The 25,843-nt window shown below is 71.3% G+C and carries 18 protein-coding genes; 8 read left to right on the top strand and 10 right to left on the bottom strand.

What is annotated here, in order from left to right:
- On the top strand, window positions 1-1,635 hold the full coding sequence (locus tag ACH4ZA_RS00900) for a DUF5691 domain-containing protein (RefSeq protein WP_398427460.1): 1,635 nt from the start codon (window positions 1-3) through the stop codon (window positions 1,633-1,635).
- A gap of 162 nt (window positions 1,636-1,797) precedes the next feature.
- Here ACH4ZA_RS00900 and ACH4ZA_RS00895 read toward each other — a convergent pair whose 3' ends face one another.
- A complete protein-coding gene (locus ACH4ZA_RS00895) occupies window positions 1,798-2,214 on the bottom strand; it encodes a cobalamin B12-binding domain-containing protein (protein WP_057584774.1) in 417 nt (138 codons plus the stop codon).
- A 522-nt stretch (window positions 2,215-2,736) separates the two neighbouring features.
- Between ACH4ZA_RS00895 and ACH4ZA_RS00890 the strand changes: the two genes are divergently transcribed.
- Together ACH4ZA_RS00890 and ACH4ZA_RS00885 are read left to right on the top strand one after the other, a co-directional pair.
- Window positions 2,737-3,675: an alpha/beta fold hydrolase gene (locus ACH4ZA_RS00890; protein WP_319281248.1), complete on the top strand. Its 939-nt coding sequence runs from the start codon at window positions 2,737-2,739 to the stop codon at window positions 3,673-3,675.
- Between the two features lie 344 nt (window positions 3,676-4,019).
- Window positions 4,020-5,552: a M23 family metallopeptidase gene (locus tag ACH4ZA_RS00885; RefSeq protein ID WP_398427459.1), complete on the top strand. Its 1,533-nt coding sequence runs from the start codon at window positions 4,020-4,022 to the stop codon at window positions 5,550-5,552.
- A gap of 164 nt (window positions 5,553-5,716) precedes the next feature.
- Here ACH4ZA_RS00885 and pcrA read toward each other — a convergent pair whose 3' ends face one another.
- Entirely contained in the window at window positions 5,717-8,215 is a 2,499-nt protein-coding gene (pcrA, locus tag ACH4ZA_RS00880; RefSeq protein ID WP_398427458.1) for a DNA helicase PcrA, read from the bottom strand.
- A 440-nt stretch (window positions 8,216-8,655) separates the two neighbouring features.
- On the opposite strand from pcrA, the gene ACH4ZA_RS00875 reads away from it, so the two are divergent.
- From ACH4ZA_RS00875 to ACH4ZA_RS00865, 3 genes are all read left to right on the top strand, one after another.
- Window positions 8,656-10,041 carry a C40 family peptidase gene (locus tag ACH4ZA_RS00875; protein WP_398427457.1) on the top strand — a complete coding sequence of 462 codons (1,386 nt, stop codon included), beginning with the start codon at window positions 8,656-8,658 and terminating at the stop codon, window positions 10,039-10,041.
- Between the two features lie 238 nt (window positions 10,042-10,279).
- Window positions 10,280-11,005, top strand: coding sequence for an alpha/beta hydrolase (locus ACH4ZA_RS00870; RefSeq protein ID WP_319281253.1), 726 nt, complete (start codon window positions 10,280-10,282; stop codon window positions 11,003-11,005).
- A gap of 119 nt (window positions 11,006-11,124) precedes the next feature.
- A complete protein-coding gene (locus tag ACH4ZA_RS00865) occupies window positions 11,125-12,138 on the top strand; it encodes a tellurite resistance/C4-dicarboxylate transporter family protein (protein WP_398427455.1) in 1,014 nt (337 codons plus the stop codon).
- On the opposite strand, the gene ACH4ZA_RS00860 is transcribed toward ACH4ZA_RS00865, so the two are convergent.
- The gene (locus ACH4ZA_RS00860; RefSeq protein WP_319281255.1) at window positions 12,116-12,469 is read right to left on the bottom strand and encodes a hypothetical protein; all 354 of its coding nucleotides are present in this window, start codon (window positions 12,467-12,469) and stop codon (window positions 12,116-12,118) included. The two genes, ACH4ZA_RS00865 and ACH4ZA_RS00860, sit on opposite strands and share 23 nt — an antisense overlap.
- A gap of 605 nt (window positions 12,470-13,074) precedes the next feature.
- On the opposite strand from ACH4ZA_RS00860, the gene ACH4ZA_RS00855 reads away from it, so the two are divergent.
- A complete protein-coding gene (locus tag ACH4ZA_RS00855; RefSeq protein ID WP_319281256.1) occupies window positions 13,075-14,154 on the top strand; it encodes an NlpC/P60 family protein in 1,080 nt (359 codons plus the stop codon).
- A gap of 45 nt (window positions 14,155-14,199) precedes the next feature.
- Here ACH4ZA_RS00855 and ACH4ZA_RS00850 read toward each other — a convergent pair whose 3' ends face one another.
- From ACH4ZA_RS00850 to ACH4ZA_RS00830, 5 genes are all read right to left on the bottom strand, one after another.
- The gene (locus ACH4ZA_RS00850; protein WP_398427453.1) at window positions 14,200-14,985 is read right to left on the bottom strand and encodes a M48 family metallopeptidase; all 786 of its coding nucleotides are present in this window, start codon (window positions 14,983-14,985) and stop codon (window positions 14,200-14,202) included.
- 5 nt (window positions 14,986-14,990) lie between these two features.
- The gene (locus ACH4ZA_RS00845; protein ID WP_398427452.1) at window positions 14,991-18,656 is read right to left on the bottom strand and encodes a type I restriction endonuclease subunit R; all 3,666 of its coding nucleotides are present in this window, start codon (window positions 18,654-18,656) and stop codon (window positions 14,991-14,993) included.
- A 113-nt stretch (window positions 18,657-18,769) separates the two neighbouring features.
- Entirely contained in the window at window positions 18,770-19,828 is a 1,059-nt protein-coding gene (locus ACH4ZA_RS00840) for a MarR family transcriptional regulator (RefSeq protein ID WP_398427451.1), read from the bottom strand.
- Between the two features lie 261 nt (window positions 19,829-20,089).
- A complete protein-coding gene (locus ACH4ZA_RS00835) occupies window positions 20,090-20,338 on the bottom strand; it encodes a DUF397 domain-containing protein (RefSeq protein WP_398427449.1) in 249 nt (82 codons plus the stop codon).
- Window positions 20,335-21,153, bottom strand: a complete 819-nt coding sequence (locus ACH4ZA_RS00830) for a helix-turn-helix domain-containing protein (RefSeq protein ID WP_398427448.1) — start codon at window positions 21,151-21,153, stop codon at window positions 20,335-20,337. Before ACH4ZA_RS00830 ends, ACH4ZA_RS00835 begins: the two co-directional genes overlap by 4 nt.
- Before the next feature lie 131 nt (window positions 21,154-21,284).
- Between ACH4ZA_RS00830 and ACH4ZA_RS00825 the strand changes: the two genes are divergently transcribed.
- Window positions 21,285-21,725, top strand: coding sequence for an ATP-binding protein (locus ACH4ZA_RS00825; protein ID WP_398427447.1), 441 nt, complete (start codon window positions 21,285-21,287; stop codon window positions 21,723-21,725).
- Here ACH4ZA_RS00825 and ACH4ZA_RS00820 read toward each other — a convergent pair.
- Together ACH4ZA_RS00820 and ACH4ZA_RS00815 are read right to left on the bottom strand one after the other, a co-directional pair.
- The gene (locus tag ACH4ZA_RS00820) at window positions 21,722-22,783 is read right to left on the bottom strand and encodes a restriction endonuclease subunit S (protein ID WP_398427446.1); all 1,062 of its coding nucleotides are present in this window, start codon (window positions 22,781-22,783) and stop codon (window positions 21,722-21,724) included. The genes ACH4ZA_RS00825 and ACH4ZA_RS00820 overlap by 4 nt on opposite strands.
- Before the next feature lie 136 nt (window positions 22,784-22,919).
- The gene (locus tag ACH4ZA_RS00815) at window positions 22,920-25,715 is read right to left on the bottom strand and encodes an N-6 DNA methylase (protein ID WP_398427445.1); all 2,796 of its coding nucleotides are present in this window, start codon (window positions 25,713-25,715) and stop codon (window positions 22,920-22,922) included.
- Between the last annotated feature and the right edge of the window lie 128 nt (window positions 25,716-25,843).

Genomic DNA, 25,843 nt, shown 5'->3' with positions numbered 1-25,843 from the left:
ATGAGCACGCCCGTATCCCCGCCCCCGGCCTCCGCCTGGGACGAGCTGATCAGCGCCGCGCTCCTCGGCACGGACCGCCGTACGCCCCCGGGAGCGGCCCCGGGCCGGGACGCGCCGACGGCCCTGCTGGACGCGGCGGCCACGCAGACCGTACGCCGGCGCGCCGGCCTGCGCCCCGGCCGTGCGGCGCCCCGCCCGGAACCGGCCGCCGAGGACCACCGCCCGCCGCTGCCCGGCGCGGCGGCCCGCAGACTCGCCCTGCTCCTGGCGGGCCGGCCCGGCCCCGGCGCGGGCGGCCGCAGAGGTGCGTCGCCGGATCTCATGGAGCTGCTGCCCCAGTGGCTGACGGCGGTCAACGCGCGCGGATTCGCCGCACCGCCCGAATCCCTCCCCGCGCTGCTCGACGCGGCACGCGCGCGTACCGACCTGCGGCCCGCGGCGCTCGAGTTCGCGGGTCCGCGCGCCCTGTGGCTGGCCCGGCTGAACCCGGACTGGCGGTTCGCCCTGCGTGCGGCGCCGGGGCGGGGCAAGGGTCCGGACGCGGTGCCGGGGGCCGAGCCCGCAGGGCGCCTCTGGCAGGAGGGCCTGTTCGCCGAGCGGGTCGCCCTGCTCGCGTCCCTGCGCTCCCGCGACCCCGACGCGGCCCGGGAACTGCTCGCGGCCACCTGGTCGACGGAGCGCGCCGAGGACCGGCTGATGTTCCTCGACTCGCTGCGCACCGGGCTCGCCCCACGCGACGAGCCGTTCCTGGAACAGGCGCTGGCGGACCGCAGCCGCAATGTGCGGGCCACGGCCGCGGAGCTGCTGTCGGCGCTGCCAGGGTCGGCGCTCGCCGCGCGGATGGCGGTCCGGGCCGGCACGTGCGTGGCCGTCGACCACACCCGGGACACGCCGACCCTCCTCGTGGAGGCGCCGCACGAGTGCGACGCGGCCATGGAGCGCGACGGCGTGTCGCCGCACGCCCCGCCCGGTCGGGGCGAACGGTCCTGGTGGCTCGGCCAGTTGCTGGAGGCGGCCCCGCTCACCGCCTGGCCGGCCCGGCTGGGCGGCCGCACACCGCAGCAGATCGTGGCGCTTCCGGTGGCCGACGACTGGATGAGCGACCTGCACGCGGCCTGGTGCCGGGCCGCCGTCCGCCAGCGGGACGCCGACTGGTCACGGGCGCTGCTCGGCGCGCCGTCGTCGCCCGGCGCGGGCGGGCCGGGCGCCGTGTCCCTCGCGGAGCGGGCGAAGCTGCTGGGCACGCTGCCGCCGTCCGAGCGGGCGGCCTGGGTGGCGGGGTTCATCTCGGCGCACGGTCTGTCCGAGGCGTTCCAGCTGCTCGGCGTCTGCTCCGTGCCGTGGGCCGAGCCGCTCGGCCGCGCCGTGGTCGACGCGCTCAACATCGCGCGGGACGCGGGCAGTTACCCGTGGAGTTTCAGCGGCGTCATGGGGCTCGCCGAACGCTGCCTCGACCCCGCGGAAGCGTCCCGGCTCGACGCCCTCCTGGCGGTGCCGGACGAACCGGAGGACGCGTCGCCGGGCGCGGGCGGCTACTGGGCGGAGGCGTTCCAGCGGCTGGGCAGGACACTCCGGCTGCGGGCGCTGATGGCTGAGGAACTCGGACCGCCGGCTCCCGGGGGCAGGGATGCCTGACCTGTTCCCGACCGGCCACCGGCCGCAACGCCACAGACCCAGCCACCGCCGGTCATGTCCGCGCCGGTCATGTTCGCGCGGGCCTGTGCCTGCGCAGGCTCATCCCGGCCAGGACCCGTCCCCGCCAGGGCTCACTCCCACGAGAGCTCGCCCGGGAGGGGCTCACGCCTGCGCGGACTGCCTGACGTTGGCGCGGACCCACTCCACGATGGACGCGGTGGTCGCCCCGGGGGTGAAGATCCCGGCGACGCCCTTCTCCTTCAACGGCGCGATGTCCGCCTCGGGGATGATCCCGCCGCCGAAGACCAGGATGTCCGCCGCGTCCCGCTCCTTCAGCAGCTCGATCACCGCGGCGAAGAGCGTGTTGTGCGCCCCCGAGAGGATGGACAGACCGATCGCGTCGGCGTCCTCCTGGATCGCGGTGTCGACGATCTGCTCGGGCGTCTGGTGGAGCCCCGTGTAGATGACCTCCATGCCGGCGTCGCGCAGCGCCCGCGCGATCACCTTGGCCCCGCGATCGTGGCCGTCGAGCCCCGGCTTGGCGACCACCACGCGGATCGGACCGGCTGCCACACCCATCACTGCCTCCATGAAGCGACTCCGTCCGTCCTCGAGCGACTGTGTCCATCCTCGAGGCCACGGACACCCCGTGCCACACCGCCCGGGGGAAGTGAACGAACGTTATCGCCAGCATCCCGCAACCGGCAGTTTCGCGGTGCTGACCGAGGGGGAAATCACACGGAGGGACACGTTCACCGCGCACCGTTCGCACCCTGTCCCAGGGGGTTCGAGGCGCAGAGGGAGCCGCTTCGAGGTCGCCGTTCGTCGCGTCGCAGCCCGCGCTGCGTGGCGGTGCGGCGCATCGACAGGCACGATGGTCATGTAGAGCAGGTAAGGCACGACAGCGGGGAGCCTGTCGCCACACCGGCAGGGATCCTCGTCACGTCGACGGTGCAACGTCGCACAAGGGCGTACGCACCCCGAGCCACGGGCCGCATCCGCTCCACACCCCGCCGTGCCCGATCGACCTCCTCGACAGCGACTTCCACGAGGGCACACGGGGGACAGAGAAGTCCTCAGCGTGCCGACAGGAGGTCGGCCATGAAGGTCACCCGGGCACTGCAGCCCTTTCTACCGTTGTGCCAGCGTCTGCTCCCCGACATGCCGGCCCTGCCGGGCATCCCGGGACTGCCGGACCTCACGAGTCTGCCGGGGCGACTGGCCGGCCTGTCCCTGACCCTGCTCAAGGCGACCGCCCTGGACCTCGCCATCCTCGCGGGGCATCTGCTCCTCTACCCGTCGGGCATCGCGCAGGAGCGCCGCGGCCCGGTGCGTCCCGCGCTGCCCGCAGGATCCGCCGCCGGGGATCCGGCCCGGCTGCCCACGCAGGCGCCCCCGCCGGTGGTGCTGCTGCACGGGTTCATCGACAACCGCTCCGTGTTCGTCCTGCTGCGCCGCAGCCTCGCGCAGCACGGCAGGCATCGCGTGGAGTCGCTCAACTACTCGCCGCTGACCTGTGACATACGGACGGCGGCCGAGCTGCTCGGCCGCCACATAGAGGAGATCTGCGAGCGCACCGGCAGCGTGCAGGTCGACGTCGTCGGGCACAGCCTGGGCGGCCTGATCGCGCGCTACTACGTGCAACGGCTGGGCGGTGACGTCCGCGTCCGCATGCTGGTCACGCTGGGCACCCCGCACTCCGGCACCCGGGTCGCACCGCTGGCGAACGCGCACCCGATAGTGCGGCAGATGCGCCCGGGCTCGGCGGTGATCGAGGAGCTCTCCCGGCCCGCGCCGGGGTGCCGGACCCGGTTCGTCAGCTTCTGGAGCGACCTGGACCACCTCATGGACCCGCTGGAGTCCGCCTGTGTGGACCATCCCGACCTGTCCGCGCAGAACGTCCGGGTGACCGGGATCGGTCATCTCGCCCTGCCCGTGCACCCCGCCGTCGCGACCGGCATACGGCAGGCCCTCGACACGCCCGCCCCGCAGGAGCCCGCCGGCTCCGGCACCCGGCGTACCGGCGTCACGGTGGCCTGACAGCGCCCGGGCCACAGCCGGGCGGCAGCCCGGCGACGAGAGCACACCGCCGCCCGGCAGCCATGTCCCGTGCCGCCAGGCGGGATGCACCATGGCGCCCGGCGGTCGCGTGACGCCCGGGCACCCCGCCGCCACCCGTTCGCCGTCGAACGCCATTCGAACGTAGGGCCAAGCCCGCGCCCGTCGTCCCCCGAAACAGAGCCGAATGCCCCTTTCCTTCGGGCACGAAACCTGCAGAACATTGTCGTGCCCGCGTACTGCCGGGTACAGTCGCCGCACTGCTCTGGCAGCCCCTGTCGTCGGCGAAAGAGAAGTTGGTGAATGACCGTCACCCGTCGGGAATCATGACCTCCCCGGCCCCGGCTTCCGACGCCGCTTCGGCGCACTACGCGTCGTACGCCACCCAGGAAGCCTCGTACGACGACTTCACCGCCTATGACGGCTACGAGACCGGCGGCTACGACGCCGGCACGCACGCCACCGGCCACTTCACGACTGCCGATCCCCAGTTCGGCGGGTTCGCGGGCGACGGCGCCGGCCCCGCGACCGGCACGTACGACGGCACGCAGTGGCACACCGGCGTCCACGGGTCCGCGGACACGGACAGCCATCCGACGATGGACACGGGCGCCCACCAGAACCTGCACTACGACGGGTACGCCGCCCAGCATCACGCCGTCCACGACTCCGGCGCGTATGACGCGACCGCCTGGCAGACGGGAGCGCACCAGCATCTGTCCGCGGTCCCGCAGCAGGCGACGGCGCACGACACCGGCCACTGGGACGCGAGCGCCTGGCTCCAGCCGGACCAGCCCGGCGGCCCCGCCGACGCGACCCAGCAGTGGGAATGGGGCACGCAGAGCTTCGACACCGGCGCGTACGACGCCACGCAGTGGAACTCCGGCGGCGAGCCGTCCGACGTCCGCGCGCAGACCGCGGGCGACTTCGAGCAGCAGGCCGAGGTCCCGTTCGACCAGCTGGCCACCGCCACTTTCGAGCAGGTCGCGTTCGACGCCGACGGCCCCGAAGCGAGCGGCCCCGAGGGCGCGTCGGCGGACGACGCCCCGCTCGTCCTCCTCGACGACGAGGAGGAGCCCGCTCCCGCGCCGCTCGGCCGGGCCGCCGCACGCAACGCGAACCGTTCCCGGCGCCGGATGCCCGCCAAGCGCTCCGCGCTGCTGACGGTGGCGGTGCCCTCGGTCTGCGTGATGGGGGTCGCCGGCATCGCCGCCGCCTCGGTCGGCACGCTGACCGGCGGCGACGGCAAGGAGACCACGGCCTCCGCCTCGGACGCCCAGCCGGTGAAGCCCGCCGCCGCCAACACCAAGCTGGACAACCAGCTCGCGACGCTCAGCGCCGGCGCCGACGACTTCGGCGACCGGGTCAGCCGCACGCAGGAACGCATCGACCTCAAGGCACAGCAGGAGGCCGAGAAGAAGAAGGCGGCGGCGGAGGCGGCCCGCAAGGAGCGGCTGCGCCCCAAGTACGCCCTCCCGGTCGCGCAGCACGGCCTCAGCGCCTACTTCGGTCAGGCCGGCATCAACTGGATGTCGCAGCACACGGGCATCGACTTCCCGGTCTCGTACGGCACGACGGTGATGGCCGCGACCGACGGCACCGTGCGCACCCAGTGGAACAGCGCCTACGGCAACATGCTGATCCTGACGGCGAAGGACGGCACGGAGACCTGGTACTGCCACCTCTCCACCTACCGCGTCCCCTCCGGCACGACGGTGAAGGCCGGCGACCCGATCGCCTACTCGGGCAACTCCGGCAACTCCACCGGCCCGCACCTGCACTTCGAGGTCCGGCCGGCCGGCGGTTCGGCGATCGACCCGCTGCCGTGGCTGCGCAGCCACGGACTCAACCCGACGTAAGCGCGCTCCGCGCCCGTCCCGGTCCCGCCTCCGGACGCGAAAACCGGCCCCGTGGCTGACCGCGTCCGCGCCGACGACCGCTGAGCCCCCGCCGTCGAAGCGGGGGCTCACCCGTGTGCCGGGCGGCGGTGGCCGCCCGACGCACGACGCACGACGCACGACGCCTAGAGCTTCTCCACCGGCGCGTACCGCAGCAGCAGCCGCTTGGGCTTGGTGTCGCCGAAGTCGACGGTGGCCTCCGCGTTGGAGCCGGTGCCCTTCACTCCGACGACCGTGCCGAGCCCGAACTGGTCGTGCGTGACCCGGTCGCCGACGGCCAGCGCGACCACGGGCTTCTCCCCCGCCGTGCGGCGCGTCGCGAATCCGGACGCGCCCGCAGCCGAGGAACGCGAGCGCGACGAGGACAGTGACGCCGCCACCCCGGACACCGGGCCGGACGACACGGGTGAGGTCGCCCCCGTCCGCTTCCAGTCCACATGCGTCGGCGGGATCTCCTCCAGGAACCGGGAGGGCGGGTTGTACGACGGCTGCCCCCAGGCGCTGCGCAGCGACGACCGGGTGAGGTACAGCCGCTCACGCGCGCGGGTGATGCCGACGTACGCGAGCCGGCGCTCCTCCTCCAGCTCCTTGGTCTGGCCGAGGGCGCGCATGTGCGGGAAGACGCCGTCCTCCATGCCCGTCAGGAAGACGACCGGGAACTCGAGGCCCTTGGCGGTGTGCAGGGTCATCAGGGTGATGACGCCCGAGCCGGCCTCGTCCTCGTCGGGGATCTGGTCGGAGTCGGCGACCAGCGCGACCCGCTCCAGGAAGTCGGAGAGCCCGGCCGGTGCGGCGCCCTCGCCCTCGCCCTCACCGGTCTCCTGCTCGAACTCCAGGGCCACGGCGGCGAGTTCCTGGAGGTTCTCGATCCGGGTCTCGTCCTGCGGGTCGGTGGAGGCCTGCAACTCGGCGAGGTAGCCGGTGCGTTCCAGCACCGCCTCCAGGACGGTCGCCGGACCGGCGCCCGACTCGACGATCGTGCGCAGCTCCTCCATGAGCACGTTGAACCGCTTCACGGCGTTCGTCGACCGCGAGGCCATGCCGTAGGCCTCGTCGACGCGCTTCAGGGCCTGCGGAAAGCTGATCTTCTCGCGCTGGGAGAGCGCGTCGATCATCGCCTCGGCACGGTCGCCGATGCCCCGCTTCGGCACGTTGAGAATCCGGCGCAGCGGCACCGAGTCCTCCGGGTTGGCCAGCACGCGCAGATAGGCCAGGACGTCCCGGACCTCCTTGCGCTCGTAGAAGCGGACCCCGCCGACGACCTTGTAGGGCAGGCCGACCCGGATGAAGATCTCCTCGAAGACACGGGACTGCGCGTTGGTGCGGTAGAAGACCGCGACATCGCCGGCCTTCGCGTCGCCCGCGTCCGTCAGGCGGTCTATCTCGTCGGCGACGAACTGCGCCTCGTCGTGCTCGGTGTCGGCGACGTAGCCGGTGATGCGCGCGCCCGCGCCCGCGTTGGTCCACAGGTTCTTCGGCCGGCGCGACTCGTTGCGCTCGATGACCGCGTTGGCGGCGGACAGGATCGTCTGCGTCGAGCGGTAGTTCTGCTCGAGCAGGATCGTCGTCGCGCTCGGGTAGTCCTCCTCGAACTGGAGGATGTTGCGGATGGTCGCGCCCCGGAAGGCGTAGATCGACTGGTCGGCGTCACCGACCACGCACAGCTCGGCCGGAGGCACGTCGTACTCGCCCGGCGGGACGTCGACCGGATGTTCCGAGGTACCGACCAGCTCCCTGACCAGGGCGTACTGAGCGTGGTTGGTGTCCTGGTACTCGTCGACCATGACGTGCCGGAACCGGCGCCGGTAGTGCTCGGCGACGTCGGGGAAGGCGCGCAGCAGGTTGACCGTCGTCATGATCAGGTCGTCGAAGTCGAGGGCGTTGGCCTCGCGCAGCCGCGACTGGTACATCGCGTAGGCCTGGGCGAGGGTCTTCTCAAAACCGTCGGCGGCCTGCGCGGCGAAGTCCTCCTCGTCGATCAGCTCGTTCTTCAGATTGCTGATCTTGGCGCTGAACGACTTGGGCGGGTAGCGCTTGGGGTCGAGGTCCAGGTCACGGCAGACCAGGGCCATCAGGCGCTTGGAGTCGGCGGCGTCGTAGATCGAGAACGACGACGTGAAGCCGAGCTTCTTGCTCTCCCGGCGCAGGATGCGCACGCACGCGCTGTGGAACGTCATGACCCACATCGCGTTCGCGCGCGGGCCGACGAGCTGCTCGACGCGCTCCTTCATCTCGCCCGCGGCCTTGTTGGTGAAGGTGATCGCGAGGATCTGCCCCGGGTGCACGTGGCGCTCGGCGAGGAGGTGGGCGATGCGATGGGTGAGCACACGCGTCTTGCCCGAGCCGGCGCCGGCCACGATGAGCAGCGGGGCGCCGGCGTGCACGACCGCCGCGCGCTGGTTGTCGTTCAGCCCTTCCAGGAGCGCCGCCGCGTCGAGAGCCGGGCGGGGGGCGCCGTCGCGGTAGTACGGGTCCCGGTCCGGGGGCACGTCGAACTTCCCGCCGAACAGATCGTCCGGGACCGGCTCCGGTCCGTGCTCGTCCTCGGGCGGCGGGGGCTCCTCCTCGTGGGCACGGGGGCCCTTGAGGTCCGCCAGGAAGCTGTCGTCAAAGAGGCTGCTCATCGCTCTCCGAGTTTAGGGGGCGCCACCGACAACCGGCCGCCGTCCCGGAAACTCGCCCCGCACTCACCCTCCGGGCCCCCGCGGTCACGAACCGCGACCGATCCGGGCGGGCGGCGGAAGCACGCCCTCGGGTCACGAAAATGTATCGGGCATATCGCCCATCAACCTTCACACGGGCCACACGCGTTGGCTACCGTGCGGACAGGCCGTACGACCCCGCCGGCGACCCGCCGGACCGAGCGGCCTCCGCCGAGTCCGGGGCGTCCGCTCGCGCCGCGTGGACCCGGGGGCCCACCGAGACCTGGGGAACAGGCCCGAATCCGTCGGGCGACGACCGCAGGGCGTCCTCCGCCCGCCCGAACATCTCCCCCAGTGCCCGGAACGCCTTCGGGACCCCAGCGCCGACCGGCAGGCGGAGCTTTTGGAAGGAGTCGCCTCCCTTGGCGTCGCAGCACGGCAGGCCACGCTCCGCGGGTTCGCGGGTGGCGGGCATACGTCCCCCCGCCCTCGCCACCGCGGCCCTCACGTCCGTGGCGCTGCTCTCCCAGTCGGCGAACGCCTCGGCCGCGGCGGGGGCCGACGAGCGGCCGAGCCTGGAGGAGGTCGAGAAGAAGGTCGACGACCTCTACCGCCGGGCGGAGTCGGCCACCGAGAAGTCCAGCTCCGCCGCGGAGAAGACGACCAAGCAGCGCACGCGCGTGGAGGGTTTCCTCGACGCGGTGGCCCCCCAGCGCTCGCGCAAGCCTGACGAGGCGCGGGCGGAACCGCGCGCACGGTCCGCGGCGCAGTACCGCACCGACGCCTCCGCGCGCGGCACCTCCGACGCACCCGACACCGCGGCCTTCGTCGTCCCGGGCACCGGGCAGGACGCCGCCCTGAACCGGCTGAAGGACCGGCTGGCGGATCGGCTGACGGACCGTCGGCAGGGCGCGGCCGCCGGCCGCGTCGCCGAGCGGCCGACCGCGACGACGAGAGGCCAAAAGGACACCGAGAGCACCGCGGCGCCCACCGACCCGCAGCACGGCCTGCGGATCGCCAAGGCCGCCGTCCAGAAGAAGCTCGTCCACGCGCGCGAGCTGCTGTCCGGGCTGGAGGCGCAGGAGCAGGCCCGCCTCGCGGCGATCGAGCAGCGGCAGCAGGAGGACGCCGCGCGCGCGGCGGCGGAGCTCGCCCGGCAGCAGGCGGCGGCACAGCAGGCCGCGCAGCAGACGGCGACCACGCAACAGACCCCCTGGCAGGAGAGCGGCGGCGGGCCTTCGGGCACGGAACCGTCGGCCCCCCCGGCCGCGGCCCCGTCCACGGCCGCGACGTCGACGGCGGCGGGAACGGTGGCCCCGTCTTCGGCTACGGGCACGGCGTCCCCGGGCGCGGGCCCGACGGGCCCGGTGTCGCCGGCCGTGGGGTCGACGGCCGCAGGGCCTACGGGTTCGGCGTCCGCCTCCGGCCCCGCCGCGGACGCGTCGTACGCCACCAGGGCCGAGAAGGCCGTCGCCTTCGCCCGCGCGCAGATCGGGAAGCCCTATGTGTGGGGCGCGACCGGACCCGGGTCCTACGACTGCGCCGGCCTCACGCAGGCCGCCTGGAAGGCCGCCGGGGTCACCCTGCCCCGCAGCACCCACGCCCAGGCGGACGCCGGCGTCACCGTCCCCCTCGCCGACGCGCTGCCCGGCGACCTGGTCTTCCGCTACGACGACCTCAGCCACGTCGGCGTCTACATCGGCAACGGCATGATGATCCACTCGCCGAAGCCCGGCGCCTACGTGCGCGAGGAGTCGGTCCTCCACGACGGCGGGCCCGGCGTCCACGGCGTGGTGCGCCCGGTCTGAGGCCACCGGCCGGGCCGGGGAGCGCGACGGCGCGGCCCGGCGCCGGCCACCGGCCCCGCACGGAAAATCCCGTTGGCGGACCACGTCCGCCCCTGCTACTTTGCCCGAGGCCGTGCGAGAGAACGAGGAGGTGGTACCCGTGAACGCTGTATCGACATGGGTGCTCCCCTCCGGGGTCACGGTCGGGCGATAGGTCGTCCGGGAGCGCCGTTCCAGCGCATTCCCGAAAGGCACGACCATGCGATTCACTTCCGAGCAGCGCCTCGACGACGGCGTACTCGAACGCGAATTCACCCTCGGCGAGATCCCCGGCACCCTGTGGACGCCCGGGTCCGCCGCACCGGTCCCGCTGATTCTGATGGCTCACAACAACGGCCTGCCCAAGGCGGACCCCCGGCTGGTGGCCCGGGCCCGGTACACCGCGGCGCGCGGTTACGCGGTCGCCACCATCGACGCCGCCGGGTGCGGTGACCGGCCCCGGTCCGCCGCGGACGAGCGGGCTCGCGCCGACCTCCGGCGGGCGATGCAGGCGGGTGAGCCGGTCGACGAGATCTTCGAGGCCCTCATCGGCCCGCTGGTCGAAAGGGCGGTCCCGGAATGGCAGACCACGCTGGACGCCCTCCTCGAGCTGCCCGGCACCGGCGGCCCGGTCGGGTACTCGGGAGGGTGGACCGCCCTCGGCATCCGGCTGGCGGTGGCCGAACCGCGCATCGCGGCCGCCGGCTTCTTCGCCGGGGGCTATGTGCCCCGCGCCCAGCGCGAGGAGGCCCGGCAGGTCACCGTTCCGCTGTTGTTCCTGCTGCAGTGGGACGACGAGGGCAACCCCCGGCAGCGCGCGCTGGACCTGTTCGACGCCTTCGGCAGCAAGGAGAAGACGCTGCACGCCAATCTCGGCGGGCACACCGGCACCCCGGCCTTCGAGCTGGAGGACGGATGCCGGTTCCTGGACCGGCACCTGAAGTGACGCCGGGCCGTCCTGTGGGCTGCGGTCGGTAGGCGGCGCACCCCGCACCCGCGCGTTTTTGCGGGTACGCGCGCGTGGCCCGCTCACCGCGCGCGGGTGCGCTCCCTAGCATCGGCCGCATGCCCGGCTCCCCGCCCACCTCGCCCCCGCCCGACTCGCGTTCCCCGCGCTCCCGGTTCCACGACTGGTGGACGCACCGCCCGCCCGCGTTCGGGACCGCCGTCATGGCGACCGGCATCGTGTCCGTCGGTCTGCACCTGGCCGGGTACGAGGCGCTGTCCCGCGTCTGGCTGGCGATGGCGGTCGTCGCGTGGGTCGCGCTCGCCGCGGACTTCGCCGTCCGGCTGGTGCGGGAGCGCGAGCGGTGGCTGGCCGATGCGGGCACCCCCGGGGCGCTGACCGCCGTCGCGGCGACGTCCGTGCTCGGCACGCAGGTCCTCGCGCGCGGCCGCCAGACCCTCGCCGAGGCGCTGCTGGCGCTGGCCGCGGTCCTGTGGCCGGTGCTGCTCGTGACGGTGGTGCGGCGGTGGACGCGGCGCATGCCCGGTGCGGTGTTCCTGGGCTGCGTGGCGACCCAGAGCCTCGCCGTGCTCGGCGCGGTGCTGGCGAAGGCCGAGGCGGCGGCCTGGCTCGCGCACACCGCGCTCGTGCTGTTCTGGCTCGGTCTCCTGCTGTACGTCGTCGCCCTGGCCCTCTTCGACTTCCGGCAGCCGGCCGAGGGCGCGGGGGACCAGTGGGTGGCGGGCGGGGCGCTCGCCGTCTCCGCGCTGGCGGGCGCGAAACTCCTCATGGCCGACGACGGGGCGCTGTACCTGTGGAACGCCGACGACACAGACGTCCTGCGCGGGCTGACCGTCGCACTGCTGGTGCTCGACTACGTCTGGTACGCCGTCCTGCTCGTCGCCGAGGTGCGGTGGCCTCGGCCCCGCTACGACGAACGCCGGTGGGCCACCGTGTTCCCCATGGGCATGACGGCCGCGGCGACGCTGTCCGTCGCCGCCACGGTCGACCTCCCCGCGCTGGCCGGGCCGGGCGAGGCGCTGCTGTGGGTGGCCGTGGCGGCGTGGCTGGTCGTCGCCGCGGCAGCGGTGGGCTCGGCGCGGGCCGGCGTCAGGTCCAGAGCACCGCGATGAAGACGTTCGCCACGGTGAGCAGGCCCACCAGGGCGAACAGGGGCTTCTCCACCTTCTCGTCGTCGCGCTTCACATAGACGAGGCCGAGGATCACGATCAGCAGCGCCAGCTTCACACCGATCTTGACGTTGTTGACGCTGTGATCGTCCGCCTGGTTGAGGCCGACCAGGATCACGCCCGTGACCAGCATCGTCGCCGCGCCGTGGAGCATGGCGGGGACGAAGCGGGCCGTGCCCCGGCCCATCGCCTTCATCTGCGTGAGGAAGCCGCCGAGCAGCGCGGCGATGCCGATGATGTGCAGGCCGACGAAGAGGTGGATGAGTACGTCCATGAGGCCGGATGCTATTCAGCGCCGCACAGGCCGCCCGACACCGCCCCCGGGACTCACCGCCCCCGGCTCTCGTCGCCCACCCCGGTCTCTCGCCGCGCGCCCCAGTCTCCCGCCGCCCACCCGCAGGTCCCTCCTCCTCTCCCCTCCCCTCGTCCTGCCCGGCCGCGCGACCTTGCATATATGCGCATAGCACCCCGTCGCCCCCGCCGGTCCCGGAATCCCGTCTTCGGTCAGCGCGCCGCGCGAACCCGCCGTATCCGGCCGGGACAGCGGGACACATACGGTCACCCGGCAGTCCGCTCGTGTCACTTCCGCACATCGCGTTACCCAAACGTCATCACCGGCCTACCGTCCTTCCCCAGGTGACCGGCTCCCCACCGCCGCCCGGGCCAGGGGCGGCAGTCGGCCACCACCGCCGAGGAAGTCCGGCGGCGTGCCCGCTCCCCGTGCGGAGCGCCGCCGGACGCGTCAGCCGCGGCCCGGGCCGTCCGTCCGCTCCCCCGACGGCCCGGGGACCGCCTGACACGGGTCGGCCGGCGGCCCCGGGTCAGTCCCGGTGGCCGACCGGCGGGCCGGGCGGTCGACGAAAGGACGTGCAGTCCCACGTGGCAGCGCACCGCAAGCCCCGACAACGCTCGCTCGGCGGCCGGACGGCCCGTACCGCCTTCACGCTCGCCCTCGCGGGCGTGGCCACGGCGACCGCGTTCGACGGGACCGGGCAGGCCGAGCCGGAGCTGACTCCGGCCGAGGTCAAAGCGAAGGTCGCCAAGCTGTACCAGGAGGCGGAGGAAGCCACCGAGAAGTACAACGGCGTGAAGGAGCGGGCGACGGCCGCCGAGCAGCGTCTGAAGAACCTTCGGGACGAGGCGGCGCGCAAGGAGGAGAAGCTCAACTCGACGCGGGACGCGCTGGGTTCGATGGCCGCGGCGCAGTACCGCGACGGCGGCGTCGACCCCGCCGTGCGACTGGCGCTCTCCGACGACCCGGACCGCTATCTCGACGGCGCCGCCTTCGCGGAACGGGCCGGCCACCGCCAGTCCGCCGCCGTCGCCCTGGTACGCGGACAGCTGCGGGAGATCGAGCAGCTGCGCGGCGCGGCGCGAATGGAGCTCACCGCGCTGCGGACACGTCGGGCCGAGCTGCAGAAGCAGAAGGAGACGATCACCGGCAAGCTGGAGGCGGCACGCGCGCTGCTGGCGCGGCTGACGACGGCGGAGCGGGCCCGGATCGGCGAGGGGGCGGGCGGCGGCACCCCGGGCGCGCGCGCCTCACGCGGTGCGTCCGGCGCGCGCACGGACCTCGGATCGCCGGGTTCCGGCACCGCCGACGCCCCCAACTCCCGTGCTGCGGCGGCCGTCTCCTACGCGTACTCCAAGCTCGGCAGCCCCTATGTGTGGGGGGCCACCGGGCCCAACGCCTTCGACTGCTCGGGGCTCGTGCTGGCCGCGTACCGCTCCGCGGGGGTCTCCCTGCCCCGCACCACGTACGCCCAGATCGGCGCCGGGCAGCGCGTGTCGCGCTCCGAACTCCGCCCGGGCGACCTGGTGTTCTTCTACTCCGGCATCTCCCACGTGGGCCTCTACATCGGCGACGGCCGGATGATCCACGCCCCGAACCCGTCGGCTCCGGTGCGCGTGGCGCCGATCGACGAGATGCCGTTCGCGGGCGCCGCGCGGGTGGTCTGAGGGATCGATTCGAAGCTGCGCGGCGGACCGGCTGCGATGAGCGCTTCACGACTTGTGGCGGATGTCTCCGATCCACAACCGGCGCCCGAGATCGTCCAGTTCCCCTTTGCGTTCCTCACACTCGGGAATGGCTTGTCGGAGGAGCGCCCAGTAGTCACCTCCGTGCCCCGGGATCCTGATGTGAGCGAGCTCGTGCGCGATCACGTAGTCGACGAGGTGAGCCGGAAGCTGAAACAGAGCCCAGTGCAGCGCCATGGTCCCACGGGTGCCGTCGCCCGGCCGGTAGGTCCCCCATCGGTTGCCCACATCCCGTACGACGACGTCCGGCTCCCGCACCTCCATGCGCGCGGCCCAGGGCTGAAGCCTTCCCTGTGCCCAGCGCTGTCCCGCGCCCCGGTACCAGCCGACGAGGGCACGTCGGGCCGCGACAGGATCCCGCACAAGCCCTTCGTCGATCACCATCCGCCCGGCCACGAGCCGGACGGCGGTCTGCCCCTCCCCGCCGATCCGCAGACGGTAGGCGCGACCCAGGTAGGCGAACGTCTCGCCGTCCCGGAACTCGCGCACCGGATGGGCCGGCGGGTGGTCGTCACGCAGTCGGAGCTTGTCGGCCAACCACGCCTCCCCTTCCCGCAGGAAGGTCTCGGCCCGCTGGGCATCGCAGTCCTGCGGGGCGCGCAGGACGAGGGACCCGTCGCGTTCGACCGTGAGCCCGAGGCGTCGGCGGCGTTCGCTGACGGCCACCCGGAATTCCCTGCCTTCCACGACGATCACCTGACCGTCCTCCAGGACGGCTCGGGACGGATCTCGCGGGTCGGCAGTCGTCGGCACGCCGCCTATTGTCCCCGAGCCGCCGCCCGGAACGCCGCCGCATGCCGCTGGGCGTGCCCGGTCAGCGCCTGAGACAGATTCTCCAGAGGCTCCTTGGCGCGCTCCCTCGGCTTGACGCCTGCCCGGCGCAGGCCACGCCACAGTTCGCTGTGCAGCGAGTCGAGGCTCGCCTCGCTGTCCGACCACGCGGCACTCGCCACGTGCCGTTCGATGATCGCGGCGAGTTCGACCGTCACACCCCTGAGTACAGCGGGATCGGGCAGGTCGAAGGCCGGATCCTCGGTCATCCGGTCGGAGAGCTTCGTGTAGAGCTGCTGCTCGGCGGGTGTCAGGTCGGCGACCTCGGGGTCGACCTCCTCGGCCTGCCGGGCCCGGTCGATCAGCGGGCCGATACGTACCTTGATCTCGTCCCAGCGGCCCGCGAACTTCTCCAGGATCGCCTCCAGCTCCTCGGAGAGCGTCCGCAGCACGGGCCGGTCCTCCGACTGCCGCCTCTCCTCCAGGTGGTAGCGCAGGGCCTGCACCTGCTCGGCGGCGGACTCCCGGACGTCGGGGATGCGTTCCACCACCTCGTCGAAGTCCGCGGCCAGGATGGAGACCGGCGCGATGACCTGCTCGATCTCGGGGAGTTCGAGGTGGTCCGCCACCATGGCGCGCACTTTGCGTCCGTACGCCCGTACGGAGAAGGTTCCACCCTCGGCGTCCCGGTAGTGCCTCCTTACCCGCTTCTGCAGCAGCGTCCAGTTCCGCGCCTCGGGCACCAGCTTCAGCGCGGCCTCGTGCGGCAGGACGCGCTCCAGCGCGGAGGTGAAGCGGCTCATACGGGCGTCGAACTCGGTTCGCGCAGTTTCGTCGCCGAGCGTGAGCATGCCCTGGGCGATGCCGCCGGGGGTGTCGAGGCCGGTGACGCCCAGGTCGCTGAGGAAGTCCCGCAGGGCCTTCGCGGCCTTCTGCATCTCCGGAACCTCGACCTCGTCGAGGCTGAGGACCGTACGCAGAGCGGGCCCGTCGCCCTTGTAGGCGGGCAGGGTGACCGCCAGGTCGCTCAGCACTCCGTAGTAGTCCACGACACGGCCCTCGTACTTGCCGCGCCGCGGGCGGTTCACCCGGGCGATGGCCTGGAGCAGTTCCGCGTCCTGGATCGGACGGTCGAGGTACAGCGCCTGCTCGATGGGGGCGTCGAAGCCGGTGAGCAGCATGGACTTCACGATGAGGAAGGCGACGGGCCTGGCTTCCTCGGCCTGCGGGCCGGCCATTCCGCTCCAGGGGTTGCGTCCGATGCCGCCCGCCGGCACGGGGTCGTCCTCGGGGGTGTGGTGCGTCACCCACGGGTTGTCCGGCGGGAGCTGCGGGAACGGCTCCAGGAAGCGCTCGACGTGCTGCTGCTGGGCCACCGGGTCGGTCCACTCACGCCACTGCCCGCGCTTCTTCTCGCTTCCCGCGGAGATGACGGGCACGAAGTCGATCCGGCGCAGGATCTCCTGGTAGTGCCAGGCCCGCAGCAGTACCAGCTCGTCCCAGGTGTAGTCGACGAGTTCTTTGTGACGCAGGGACTCCGGGTCGAAGTCCCTGACTCTGGCCAGGAGGTCAGCACGAGCATCGTTGAGCATGTGCCGGTACAGCACGGCTGCATTGCGGCTCACCGCGGCGACCTGTGCCTTGAATCCTCCGGTCAGCGGCCCGGTGACGTAGTGCTCCAGCATGTCCTGGGCCTTCGCTCGGATCACGGGGAGCGACTCGGCGACGGTACGGCTGGTCGGCCTGAGCTGCTTGCGCATCTTCGCCTGCTGACCGGCCCGCAGATGGGCGATCAGGTTCTCGAACTTTCCGTTCAGCTCTTCCTTGTCGCGCACTCCGGCCGGACCCGTACGGCCCTCGTAGCGCACGGGCACGACGACTTCGTCCCGCTCGGCCTCGTCCATGAGGTACGTGTCGAGGAACGTGCCGTCCGGCTCCAGTCCGAAGATGCGCCCGGTGTCCGAGAGGCGGCCCTTCATGATCGGCGTACCTGTGAAGCCGATACGGGCCGCCTTCGGCACGGAGTCGCGCAGGCAGGCGTGCAGCACGGAGGTGTGGGACCGGTGCGCCTCGTCGACGAGCACGAGGACGTACGGCTCGGGGCTGCACTCGGTGAACCGGCGGCGCACCTCCTCGACGGCTGCGGCGGCGGGTGTGGGATCGGACGCCTCTTCGGCCGACGCGCCCTCGGCCAGGCGCTCCTGCGCGGCCTCGAACTCGGCCACCGGGTCACGGTCGTCGCTGGACTCGCCCTCCCCGGTGCCGACAACGCCGGGGATCCGCCCGAGGTACTTCTGGATCATCGTGAAGACGACGGCGCGGCCGCCGCGCCGGCCCGCCCGCTCCAGCATGCCCTCGACGTCGGAGCGGGACTGCGCGACCCGCACGTCGGACCCGCTGACCCGAACCGCGGCGGCCAGTTGTTGTTCCAACTGCCTGCGGTCGGTGACGACCAGCAGGGTGAAGCGGTTGAGCTCGGGATCACGGCTGGTCTGGAGCCTGCGGGCGAGGAAGGCCATCGTAAGGCTCTTGCCGGACCCCTGGGTGTGCCAGATGACACCGCCGCGCTCGTCCCGCTCGGCGGCCGGATCGTCCACGGTCCGGCCGGTACGCAGCTTGCGGACGATCTTCTCGACGGCACGGTACTGCTGGTGGCGGCAGACGGCTTTGACGGTGACGGGCGGCTCCCCCGGCCTGGTCTTCACCGGCATCTCGAAGACGTAGTGCCGCACGATGTTCAGCAGGTTGCGGGGCTTGAGCACGATGCCGACGAGACGGTGCAGGTCGGTGGGCGACCCGCCCGGTTCGAGCAGCCGCGCCCCGTCGGCCCGCCGCGCCCCCTGCAAGGCCCGTGCGAAGTCCTTGTCGTCGCTGTAGTCCGGCGTCACGCTGCGCCAGGCCGCGAAGTGGTTCTCGTCGGACGTGATGGTGCCGAGCGCCGCGTGCTCACCGGCGGCGGCGATGAGCAGCTGCACGGGGGCGAAGAACTCGGGCACCCGGGAGCGCGGGTCACGGCGGTCGCGTCCGTTGTCGTCGTCGAGCGGTACGCCTGCGTAACCACGCAGGTCGCGGATGGCCTCGCCGATGGCGTCCTTGACGTCCGGGGCCTTGCACTCGACGACGACAAGGGGGACGCCGTTCACGAACAGCACGAGGTCGGGAATGATTTCCGCGCCGTCGAACGTCGTCACCCTCAGCTGGTCGACGACGAGGAAATCGTTCCTCCTGAGGATCTCCGCGTCGTCGAGGCCCTCCAGGTCCCAGTCGATGAACTGGGCGTGCACGGTGGAGCCGTGGTGGTGCTCCTCGTGACCGGTGACCGGCGTTCCCTTGATCAGTCGGCTGGTCACTTCGCCGTTGACCGCGATGAGGGACGTGGTCGCGACGTTGCGTGCGGTACGCCGCAGGTCGTCGATGGCGGCGTCGGCGTCCGCGTCCGTCATCCAGGAGCCGCCGTTGCCGGGCAGCCGGTTGACGCGCCGGACGGCGGAGCGCAGCCGTTTGATCAGGAGCAGATCGCTGTAGGCCCGCTCGTCGCCGTCGGGATCCGCCTTGCTGAGGTCGGGCCCGTGGACGTGCCGCCAGCCCATCGCCTTCAACTGGTCGATGATCGGCAGTTCCGTCTCGTCCCGCTCGGCCGTCCCCCGCGTCATGAACCCCGTGCCCCTCCGTACGACCGCGCTGCCGCTCGGACAACGACCGTCGAGCCGCTGCCCGTTCCCTCATTCTGCGACGGGTGGGGCGCAGGTGACACGAGTCCGCGCAGCTAAGACGGCCGTCTTGCCATGATGGGACGGGATTTGGCCGATTGTCGACGGTCACGAGCGGCAAGAGCTTCGCGGGCGAGGACGACGGCACGTTCACGGCGTGACGGTGAACCGGCCTGAGCCGCTGCTACAGGGGCGCTCTGCGGCGGGGCGGCGGTACGGCAGCCCCGGCACAGGCCGCCGGCGAAGGCGACGGGGCGTCCTGGCACGCCGCACTCGGTGCACTCGGGCATGAGGCGACCGGGGCGGTCCGAGAGGGGCTCGTCGAAGGCAACCGGTACGGAGGAGGGCTCGGGCTGGGGCGGCAGCTTGTCCCGCAGCCGACGGGCGACCAACCCGCGCGGTGCGTGGACGGCATCGGGCAGGCCGGCGGTCAGGGCCTGGATCACGGAAACGGTGCTCGCTCCGCGCTCGAGCCAGGGGACCAGCAGATCGGTGAGGGCATCGCAGTCGGCGGCTGAGAGGACGAGGCGCGGTTCGAAACTGCCGAGCCGGGCGAGGACCCGGTAGGCGGTGGTGGTGTGGGGCTCGGCGGGCGCGGGCGCGGCCGCGACGGATGCAGGCGCGGTCGACGCGTCGGCGGATGGGGTGGTGCGGTCGGGCGTCGGGTTGACGGGCGGGGCAGGTACGGCGCCCTCCTTGGCAGTCCCCAAAGCTTCACCGCCGCCCAGGAAGGCGGCCCACCAAGCGTCATCCCGTGCGGTGCGGGACCAGTACGTACGGAACACCCAGCGGGTGCCCTCGTCCCCGGTGGCGGCCAGACCCCGAGCGCGGTGCAGGTGCCCGGCGCGGGACAGGGCGGTGAGGGCGCTGCTGACGGCCTGCTGTCCGTGCAGGGGCAGGACCTTGGCGAGGCTCTTGATGTCCATGGCCGCGCCGTCGGGCAGCCGGTCGATGAAGGCGGCGATGTAGGCCTCGCGGGCCGGGAGGTGAGAGAAGTCGGCAGCGACGCGGGATGAGGTGCCGGGCTCGGCCGGGACGGTTCGTTTTCCGTAGCCGGGGTTGGCCGTGGGGTGTGCGGGGGCGGGCAGGGCGGCGATAGAGTTTTCGCAAGCCACGAGATCGTTCCGTTCGATCTTGAGGTGAGACCCCGGCGGGTGCTGCTAACACCCGACCGGGGTTGTTTGTTGCTGCGCACGCTAGAGGGTGACGACGGCGCGTCGCAAGCCGGTCACGAAAAGTCATGTCGCCTGGCAGGGCCGCATGTTGAGCGCTGAACGACCGGCTTCAGCGGGGCGCGGGAGGGCGGGAGGTGGGGTGAAACCAACCACCCATTCCTCACAAACGGCGCTCGACTCCCGAGCCTTGACGCTCGAAGCTCAAGCGCCGGTACGGGCGTACCCGACGAACGCGGTCCAGGCAGCCCCGGCGACGGCGAACCGGGGGCTCTGGTCGCCGAGCTTCGAGTCTCGGATGTGGATGGCGTGGGGGCAGGGGGCGACTTCGAGGCAGTTGCCACCCTCGGTGCCGCTACGACTGGACTTGCGCCAGCCGAGGGCGACTTCGAGGCAGTTGCTGCCTTCACTGTCGCTGTAGCTGGACTTGAACCATATGAGGTGGTCACTCACTGCTTCTCCGCCGCCCTTCCGATGAACTCGGCAGACTCCTCAACACTGAGAGCGTGCATGCGGATCATGTCATGCTTGCGCGTCAGCTCACTGACCTTGCTCGGGTCGGCGTACAGGGCACTCGTCCCCTGTCCTTCAGCAAAGGCGTAGAGCTCATGCTCTCCAGTCTCCAGCAGCACGACCGGGCCGTTAAGCGCGACTCCACCGCAGCGGCCGAACGGCAAGATCTGGATCGACACGTTGCGAAGGCGGCCAACCTCCAGCAGATGCTGCAACTGAGCCTGCATCATTTCTGCGCCGCCGACCCCGCTACGCAACGCAGCCTCGTAGATGAGGAAGCCGTACATCACGCCAGTTCTACGCCTTAGCGCTTCCGCCCTGCGCAGCCTGGCGGCGACGCGTTCAGCTACGGTCTCATCGTCAAGCGGCGGGCAGCTACCTCCGATCAGAGCCCGCGCGTACTCCTCCGTCTGCAACAGGCCGGGGATGAGCAGTGGCTCGTAGCAGGAGAAGCTGATGGCCTCCGCCTCGATGGCCATGAATTCCCTTGACCGGGCTGGAAACGGCTCCGGCTTCAAGTACTCCTGAGCCGCGACGAGCTTCCCACCCGCCCCGCAGACCTGGTCGGCGATCTGCAACAACCGCAGCGTTGGCCGACGGCGGCCGTTCTCCATGGACTTGACGTACTCGTAGTCGTACCCGGTCTCGTTCGCCAGCGCCTCGCGGCCGACACCCGCTCCCGTACGCCACAGCTTGATCTGGCTGCCGCAGTACCGCCACGCGATCGGCGGCTGGGGGTTCGCCTCGGTCGACACGCACACCTCCGCTGGGTCCACGGTGGGTACAACCACGCGCTGTACCCGCGCCGTTACTCGTGAGATTACGCGCGACCCGCGACCGTGATCTGGCCAAACGCCAGAACTTGGACGCAAGGGATGAACAGCGAATGCAGACCCCGTGGCCCCCACTCCCCACGACGGCCGCCCCGAAGGACATCGAGTGGCGCTTGCCGCGTCACGCCCGAAGCGCAGGCAGGGCACGCGCACTCTTCCGTGAACAGGCGGCGTCCTGGGACCTGCCTCAGGAGGTGACGGACACGGCGGAACTCCTCTTGAGCGAACTGATGACGAACGCGTACCGCCACGCGAAAGTCCCGGCCGGCCGCGAGATCTGGGCGCGCTGCGTGGTCACGGAGGACCGCATCCGAGTGACGGTGACCGACGCGAACGACACCCTCCCGACACCGGGGACAGCCTCCCTGGACGCCGAGTCGGGCCGAGGCCTCGCCCTGGTCGCGGCACTGGCGGACGACTGGAGCGCGGAGAGGAGGGAGTACGGGATCGGCAAGGAGGTGTGGTTCGAGCTGGCGCTGCGCGCCGCAGATTAGCTACGCGACGAGGTGGCGCGGCTTTCTGACAGCAGACCATCCAAGACGCCCTGCCGAAGCGTTCGAAGCTTTTCCAACTCCAACACGTCAGACTTTAGCTTGGCATCGAATGCTTCAATAGGGGAAACAATGCGCCGCTGCTCTTCGACTGACGGGAGTGGGAGCTTAATTTCCGATACGAGAGCGCTGTTCAGGTTCGTCTGATTGGACCCCTGACCGATCCTACGGATCTCCTCATATTGCCCCTCAAGCCAGTAGTAGAGGTACCTATAGTCAATCTGATATGGGTCACAGACGATGGCCGCAGCAGCCTGGTTGACTGTCGCGGGCGTTCCCAGGACTGCACTTCGCCCCCGAGTGACCCCTTCGCCATACATGGCCAGCAGCACAGTTCCAGGCGGATAGACGCGAAGGCCGGTTTCCGCTACCGCCTTCCTCGTCACGTGCTCAGAAGCCTCGTGAATGACACTGAAGGCGATTTCAGCCGTTCGCACCCAGGGGACGGTGCCTTCCGTCCAATAGTCCGAGCGAGAGCGGGACGGGGTGCTGCCAGAGCCCACTGCAGCAACGTCCTCGACAGCTACTACCGCCGCCTCTCGGCGCGACAACAGCTCACGGGCGACTTCTTTACGAATCAAACGAGCTTTGGCAATCGCCGCCTCGATGGCCCGCTCCTGCTCGCCCAGCGTTTCCAGGACCTCGACGACTCGCCGCTGCTCCGCAAGGGCTGGTACTGGGACCACGAATTCGGCAAGGTCAGCCTTCGAGATCTTGAACTGGCCGCTCGTGCTGCGCATAGCCGACTCGACTTGGCGTCGGAACAACGGTGCCGCCACTACCACGCCGAGATAGTGGGGGTCCAGCATGCTCGGATCAGGGACGAGACGATAAATAAGATCGGGAAAAATGAGCCGATGGCGCGAATTGGCGGGGACCACGACGGCAGCCCCAACCAAGCGTTTGGAACCGTTCGCTCGCGCGATCAGAACATCATGCGGCTTAATTTCAAGGGCCTCGCGCGGCATCAGAGATGGCGGCAGCTTCTTTGCTTCGCTCACCAAGAACGTCCCCGACGTGACAGCTCCGAGTCCGAGAACTCCCCACTCAGCACCACCGGGCACGCGAGATTCGCAGACCGGGCTCCAGCCCGACTCGATCCGCAACAACACCTCACGCAAGGACCGCGCAACTGACTCAGTCGACGACATACCCAAGCTCCCTCAAAAACCGCTCCAGAGCCTCCGCAGCCGCAACCCGCCGCCCTTCGATCTCCCGCAGGGAAACCCCGTACTTCTGCTCCCACACCCGATAGGCCTCCGCCAGCTCCCGACGCCGCCGCACCACATGACCGTCGAGCTTGGTCGACAGGTCGGCGCGGAGGATGTCGAGGACCACCTCCTGATCGCCGCCCCTCTCGGCCAGCTCCCTGCGCGCCTTGGTGAGGCCCGCTTCCGGCGGCCTGGAGGCGACCTGCGCCTCCGCCTCAGCAGCGACCGGGAGCTCCATCAGCGCCCCCTGCCCGGCCTCCTCCGCCGCCGCAACCGCTCGCTTGCCCTTACCGGAAGCCGGAGCGGCAGCCTTCTTCTTCGCGGCTCTCTCTCGCTCCACCTCCCGCCGCAGGCGAATCGCCGCCACCAGCCAGAACCCGTCCTCCAGGTCCTCGACCAGGCGCTTCGCTTCCGTGCGCCGCTTCACGAGGTCCCGCATCTCGGTCTTACTCAGGACCGCCTCCGCCAGCGCCGGATCGATGCCGCCGCCCCCGGCCGCGCCGGACTCGGAGTCGTCGTCACCGTCGTCGCCGTCGCCGTCCAAAGCAGCCTGCCGGGCCTCCGCCAGCGCAGCCTCCGCCTCCTGAGCAGCCTTCACCTTCGCGTCCAGTACCGCGTGGGTGCGCTCCGCCGACGCGAGGTCCTCAAGGAACCCCGGCGCGATCGCGGCGACCACCTTGTGGTCGTAGGCCTGCCGCCGCTCCGCCGCCGTACGCTCCCGTCGGCCGCCCGTGCGCGGGTCCGGCTCGGGAGCCAGCATCGTCTGCACCGTTTCGACCCAGCCGTCGACCACGCCCGCGAAGCCGTTCACCGACAACGCCTTCAGCTCGTTCTTCGCGTCGTGCCACCAGCCGGCGACCGCGCCCGCGAGCGCGTACCGGTCCAGGAGCCCCACGGACAGGAGGCGTTCGCGGAAGCTGCCGATCAGGTCGCCCCGCAGCCGCGCCAACTGCGCCTTGCGCTCCTGGTCGGTGCGGTCGTCGCCGGCCACGGGCTCAAGCGCCGCGATCTGTTCCGCCTCCGCCGCCCACCACGCGTCGAAGGCCTCCCACAGCTTCCCCTCCCGGCCGCTCGCCAGCTCCGCGATACGCGCCGCGTCCGGACGGCGCTCCGGCTCGGGAAGGTCGACGTACGTCGGGTCGTCGGCCCGTTCGTCGAACAGGTCCGTCATCTTGATGCCGTAGGCGTCCAGCAGCGCCTTCTTCGCCTCGATCTCCGCCACGGGCACGCCGCCCACCAGGTGTGCCCGGACGTCCTGCGGTTCCGGCGGCGGGGTGTTGTCGACGTAGCGGCGGATGTTGAAGTTGAACTTGCTGTCGGCCAGTTCGTGCCGCGTGACCGCGCGCGCGAAGCCGGGCACGTCCTCGAAGACCTCGTCGTCCTGCCACGAGTGGAACGTCGAGACGATCTTCTCGATGTGCTCGGGGAGCAGGATGTTCTGCGCGCGCTCCGCATGGAACTCGCGGTCCGCGTTGATGAACAGGACCTTGCCCCGGCGATCGGGGCGACGTCGGCTCGGCGGGCGCAGGACCAGGACGCAGGCGGGGATGCCGGTGCCGTAGAAAAGGTTCGGAGCGAGGCCGATGACGGCCTCGACGAGGTCGTGCTCCATGAGGAGTTGCGCGCGGATCTTCTGTTCCTCGCCGCCGCGGAACAGCACGCCGTGCGGCATGACCGTGAAGACCGTGCCCGACCGCTGCTTCACCATGTCCAGCATGTGCTGGAGGAACATCAGGTCCGCCTTGCCGCGCTCGGACGTCTCACCGTGCGGCATGCGCTCCTTGAGGCGCGGGACCTCGTCCTTCTTGTAGTCCATGGAGAAGGGCGGATTGCTGAGGACGAGGTCGAAGCCGCCCTCGGGGTGGAGGGGGTTGGTGAGAGTGTCGCCGGTGCGCAGGGAGAACTTCTTCGCCCCGTGGAACAGCATGTTCATCGTGGCCATCACCCACGAACCGCTGTTGGCGTCCTGCCCGGCCAGGCCGAGGTTGCGGGAGTCGCCGCCGTGCTCGTCGACGTACTCCATGGCGTGGATGAGCATGCCGCCCGAACCCACGCAGGGGTCGTACACCCTCATGTCACCGTGCGGGCGGGCCAGTTCCACCATCATGCGGACGACGGCACGGGGCGTGTAGAACTCGCCGCCCTTACTGCCCGCCGAGTCCGCGAAGTCCTTGATCAGGTACTCGTACGCGGCGCCGATCATGTCGGGGAACTCGAAGTCCTCGCCGCGCAGCCGGATCCCGCCGAAGTGGTCGATCAGCGAGGCGAGGCGCTTGTCGGCCAGTTCGGCGGCCGACTTGCGGGCGCTGCCGCCGCCTCCGATGCGGTTGAAGTTGACGTGCGCGAAGAGGCCGCGCAGCTCGCTGTTGCCGGGTTGCCGTTCGAGCGCGTCCAGGGCGGGCTGGAGGTACTCGCTGGCCACGTTGTCGACCGCGCCCGCCAGGTGGTCCCAGCGGGCGACCTCCGGGACGAAGAGAGCGCCGTGTGCGTCGTACCACTGGTACGACTCGGCCTCGTCCTCCGCCTCCTCCTGGGTGTCGCCCTCTGCGAGGCGCTCCTTGATGATCGCCTCGCGGGCCGCCTCGAACTCGTCGTTGACCCGCTTGAGGAACAGCAGCACGAAGATGAAGTCGCGGTACTCGGCGGCGTCCATCGTGCCGCGCAGGATGTCGGCCGCCGCGAAGAGATGGCGTTCCAACTGCGCGAGCGTGAGCTTGGCCACGTACGGCTCTCCCCTGGTGACTGATCGACTTCCCGGTCGCAACCTGGCGGTGCAACGCGAGGGTGCAGAGGGAAGCCTACGGTCTTCGGCAGGACCTCATTCAACGTATGCAGCCGGTGACCTGAGTG

It is taken from the genome of Streptomyces sp. NPDC020597, from assembly GCF_044335095.1.
Classification (GTDB): domain Bacteria; phylum Actinomycetota; class Actinomycetes; order Streptomycetales; family Streptomycetaceae; genus Streptomyces.
Note: the sequence above shows the minus strand (reverse complement) of the source record. Positions and strands in the feature narration are given on the sequence as shown.

What these genes read in the sequence shown, in the direction of transcription:
- ACH4ZA_RS00865 (WP_398427455.1), top strand. Translation starts at nt 11,125, where the DNA reads ATGCCCGGCTCCCCGCCCACCTCGCCCCCGCCCGACTCGCGTTCCCCG.
- pcrA (WP_398427458.1), bottom strand. Translation starts at nt 8,215, where the DNA reads ATGAGCAGCCTCTTTGACGACAGCTTCCTGGCGGACCTCAAGGGCCCC.
- ACH4ZA_RS00825 (WP_398427447.1), top strand. Translation starts at nt 21,285, where the DNA reads ATGCAGACCCCGTGGCCCCCACTCCCCACGACGGCCGCCCCGAAGGAC.
- ACH4ZA_RS00885 (WP_398427459.1), top strand. Translation starts at nt 4,020, where the DNA reads ATGACCTCCCCGGCCCCGGCTTCCGACGCCGCTTCGGCGCACTACGCG.
- ACH4ZA_RS00860 (WP_319281255.1), bottom strand. Translation starts at nt 12,469, where the DNA reads ATGGACGTACTCATCCACCTCTTCGTCGGCCTGCACATCATCGGCATC.
- ACH4ZA_RS00845 (WP_398427452.1), bottom strand. Translation starts at nt 18,656, where the DNA reads ATGACGCGGGGGACGGCCGAGCGGGACGAGACGGAACTGCCGATCATC.
- ACH4ZA_RS00895 (WP_057584774.1), bottom strand. Translation starts at nt 2,214, where the DNA reads ATGGGTGTGGCAGCCGGTCCGATCCGCGTGGTGGTCGCCAAGCCGGGG.
- ACH4ZA_RS00890 (WP_319281248.1), top strand. Translation starts at nt 2,737, where the DNA reads ATGAAGGTCACCCGGGCACTGCAGCCCTTTCTACCGTTGTGCCAGCGT.
- ACH4ZA_RS00870 (WP_319281253.1), top strand. Translation starts at nt 10,280, where the DNA reads ATGCGATTCACTTCCGAGCAGCGCCTCGACGACGGCGTACTCGAACGC.
- ACH4ZA_RS00900 (WP_398427460.1), top strand. Translation starts at nt 1, where the DNA reads ATGAGCACGCCCGTATCCCCGCCCCCGGCCTCCGCCTGGGACGAGCTG.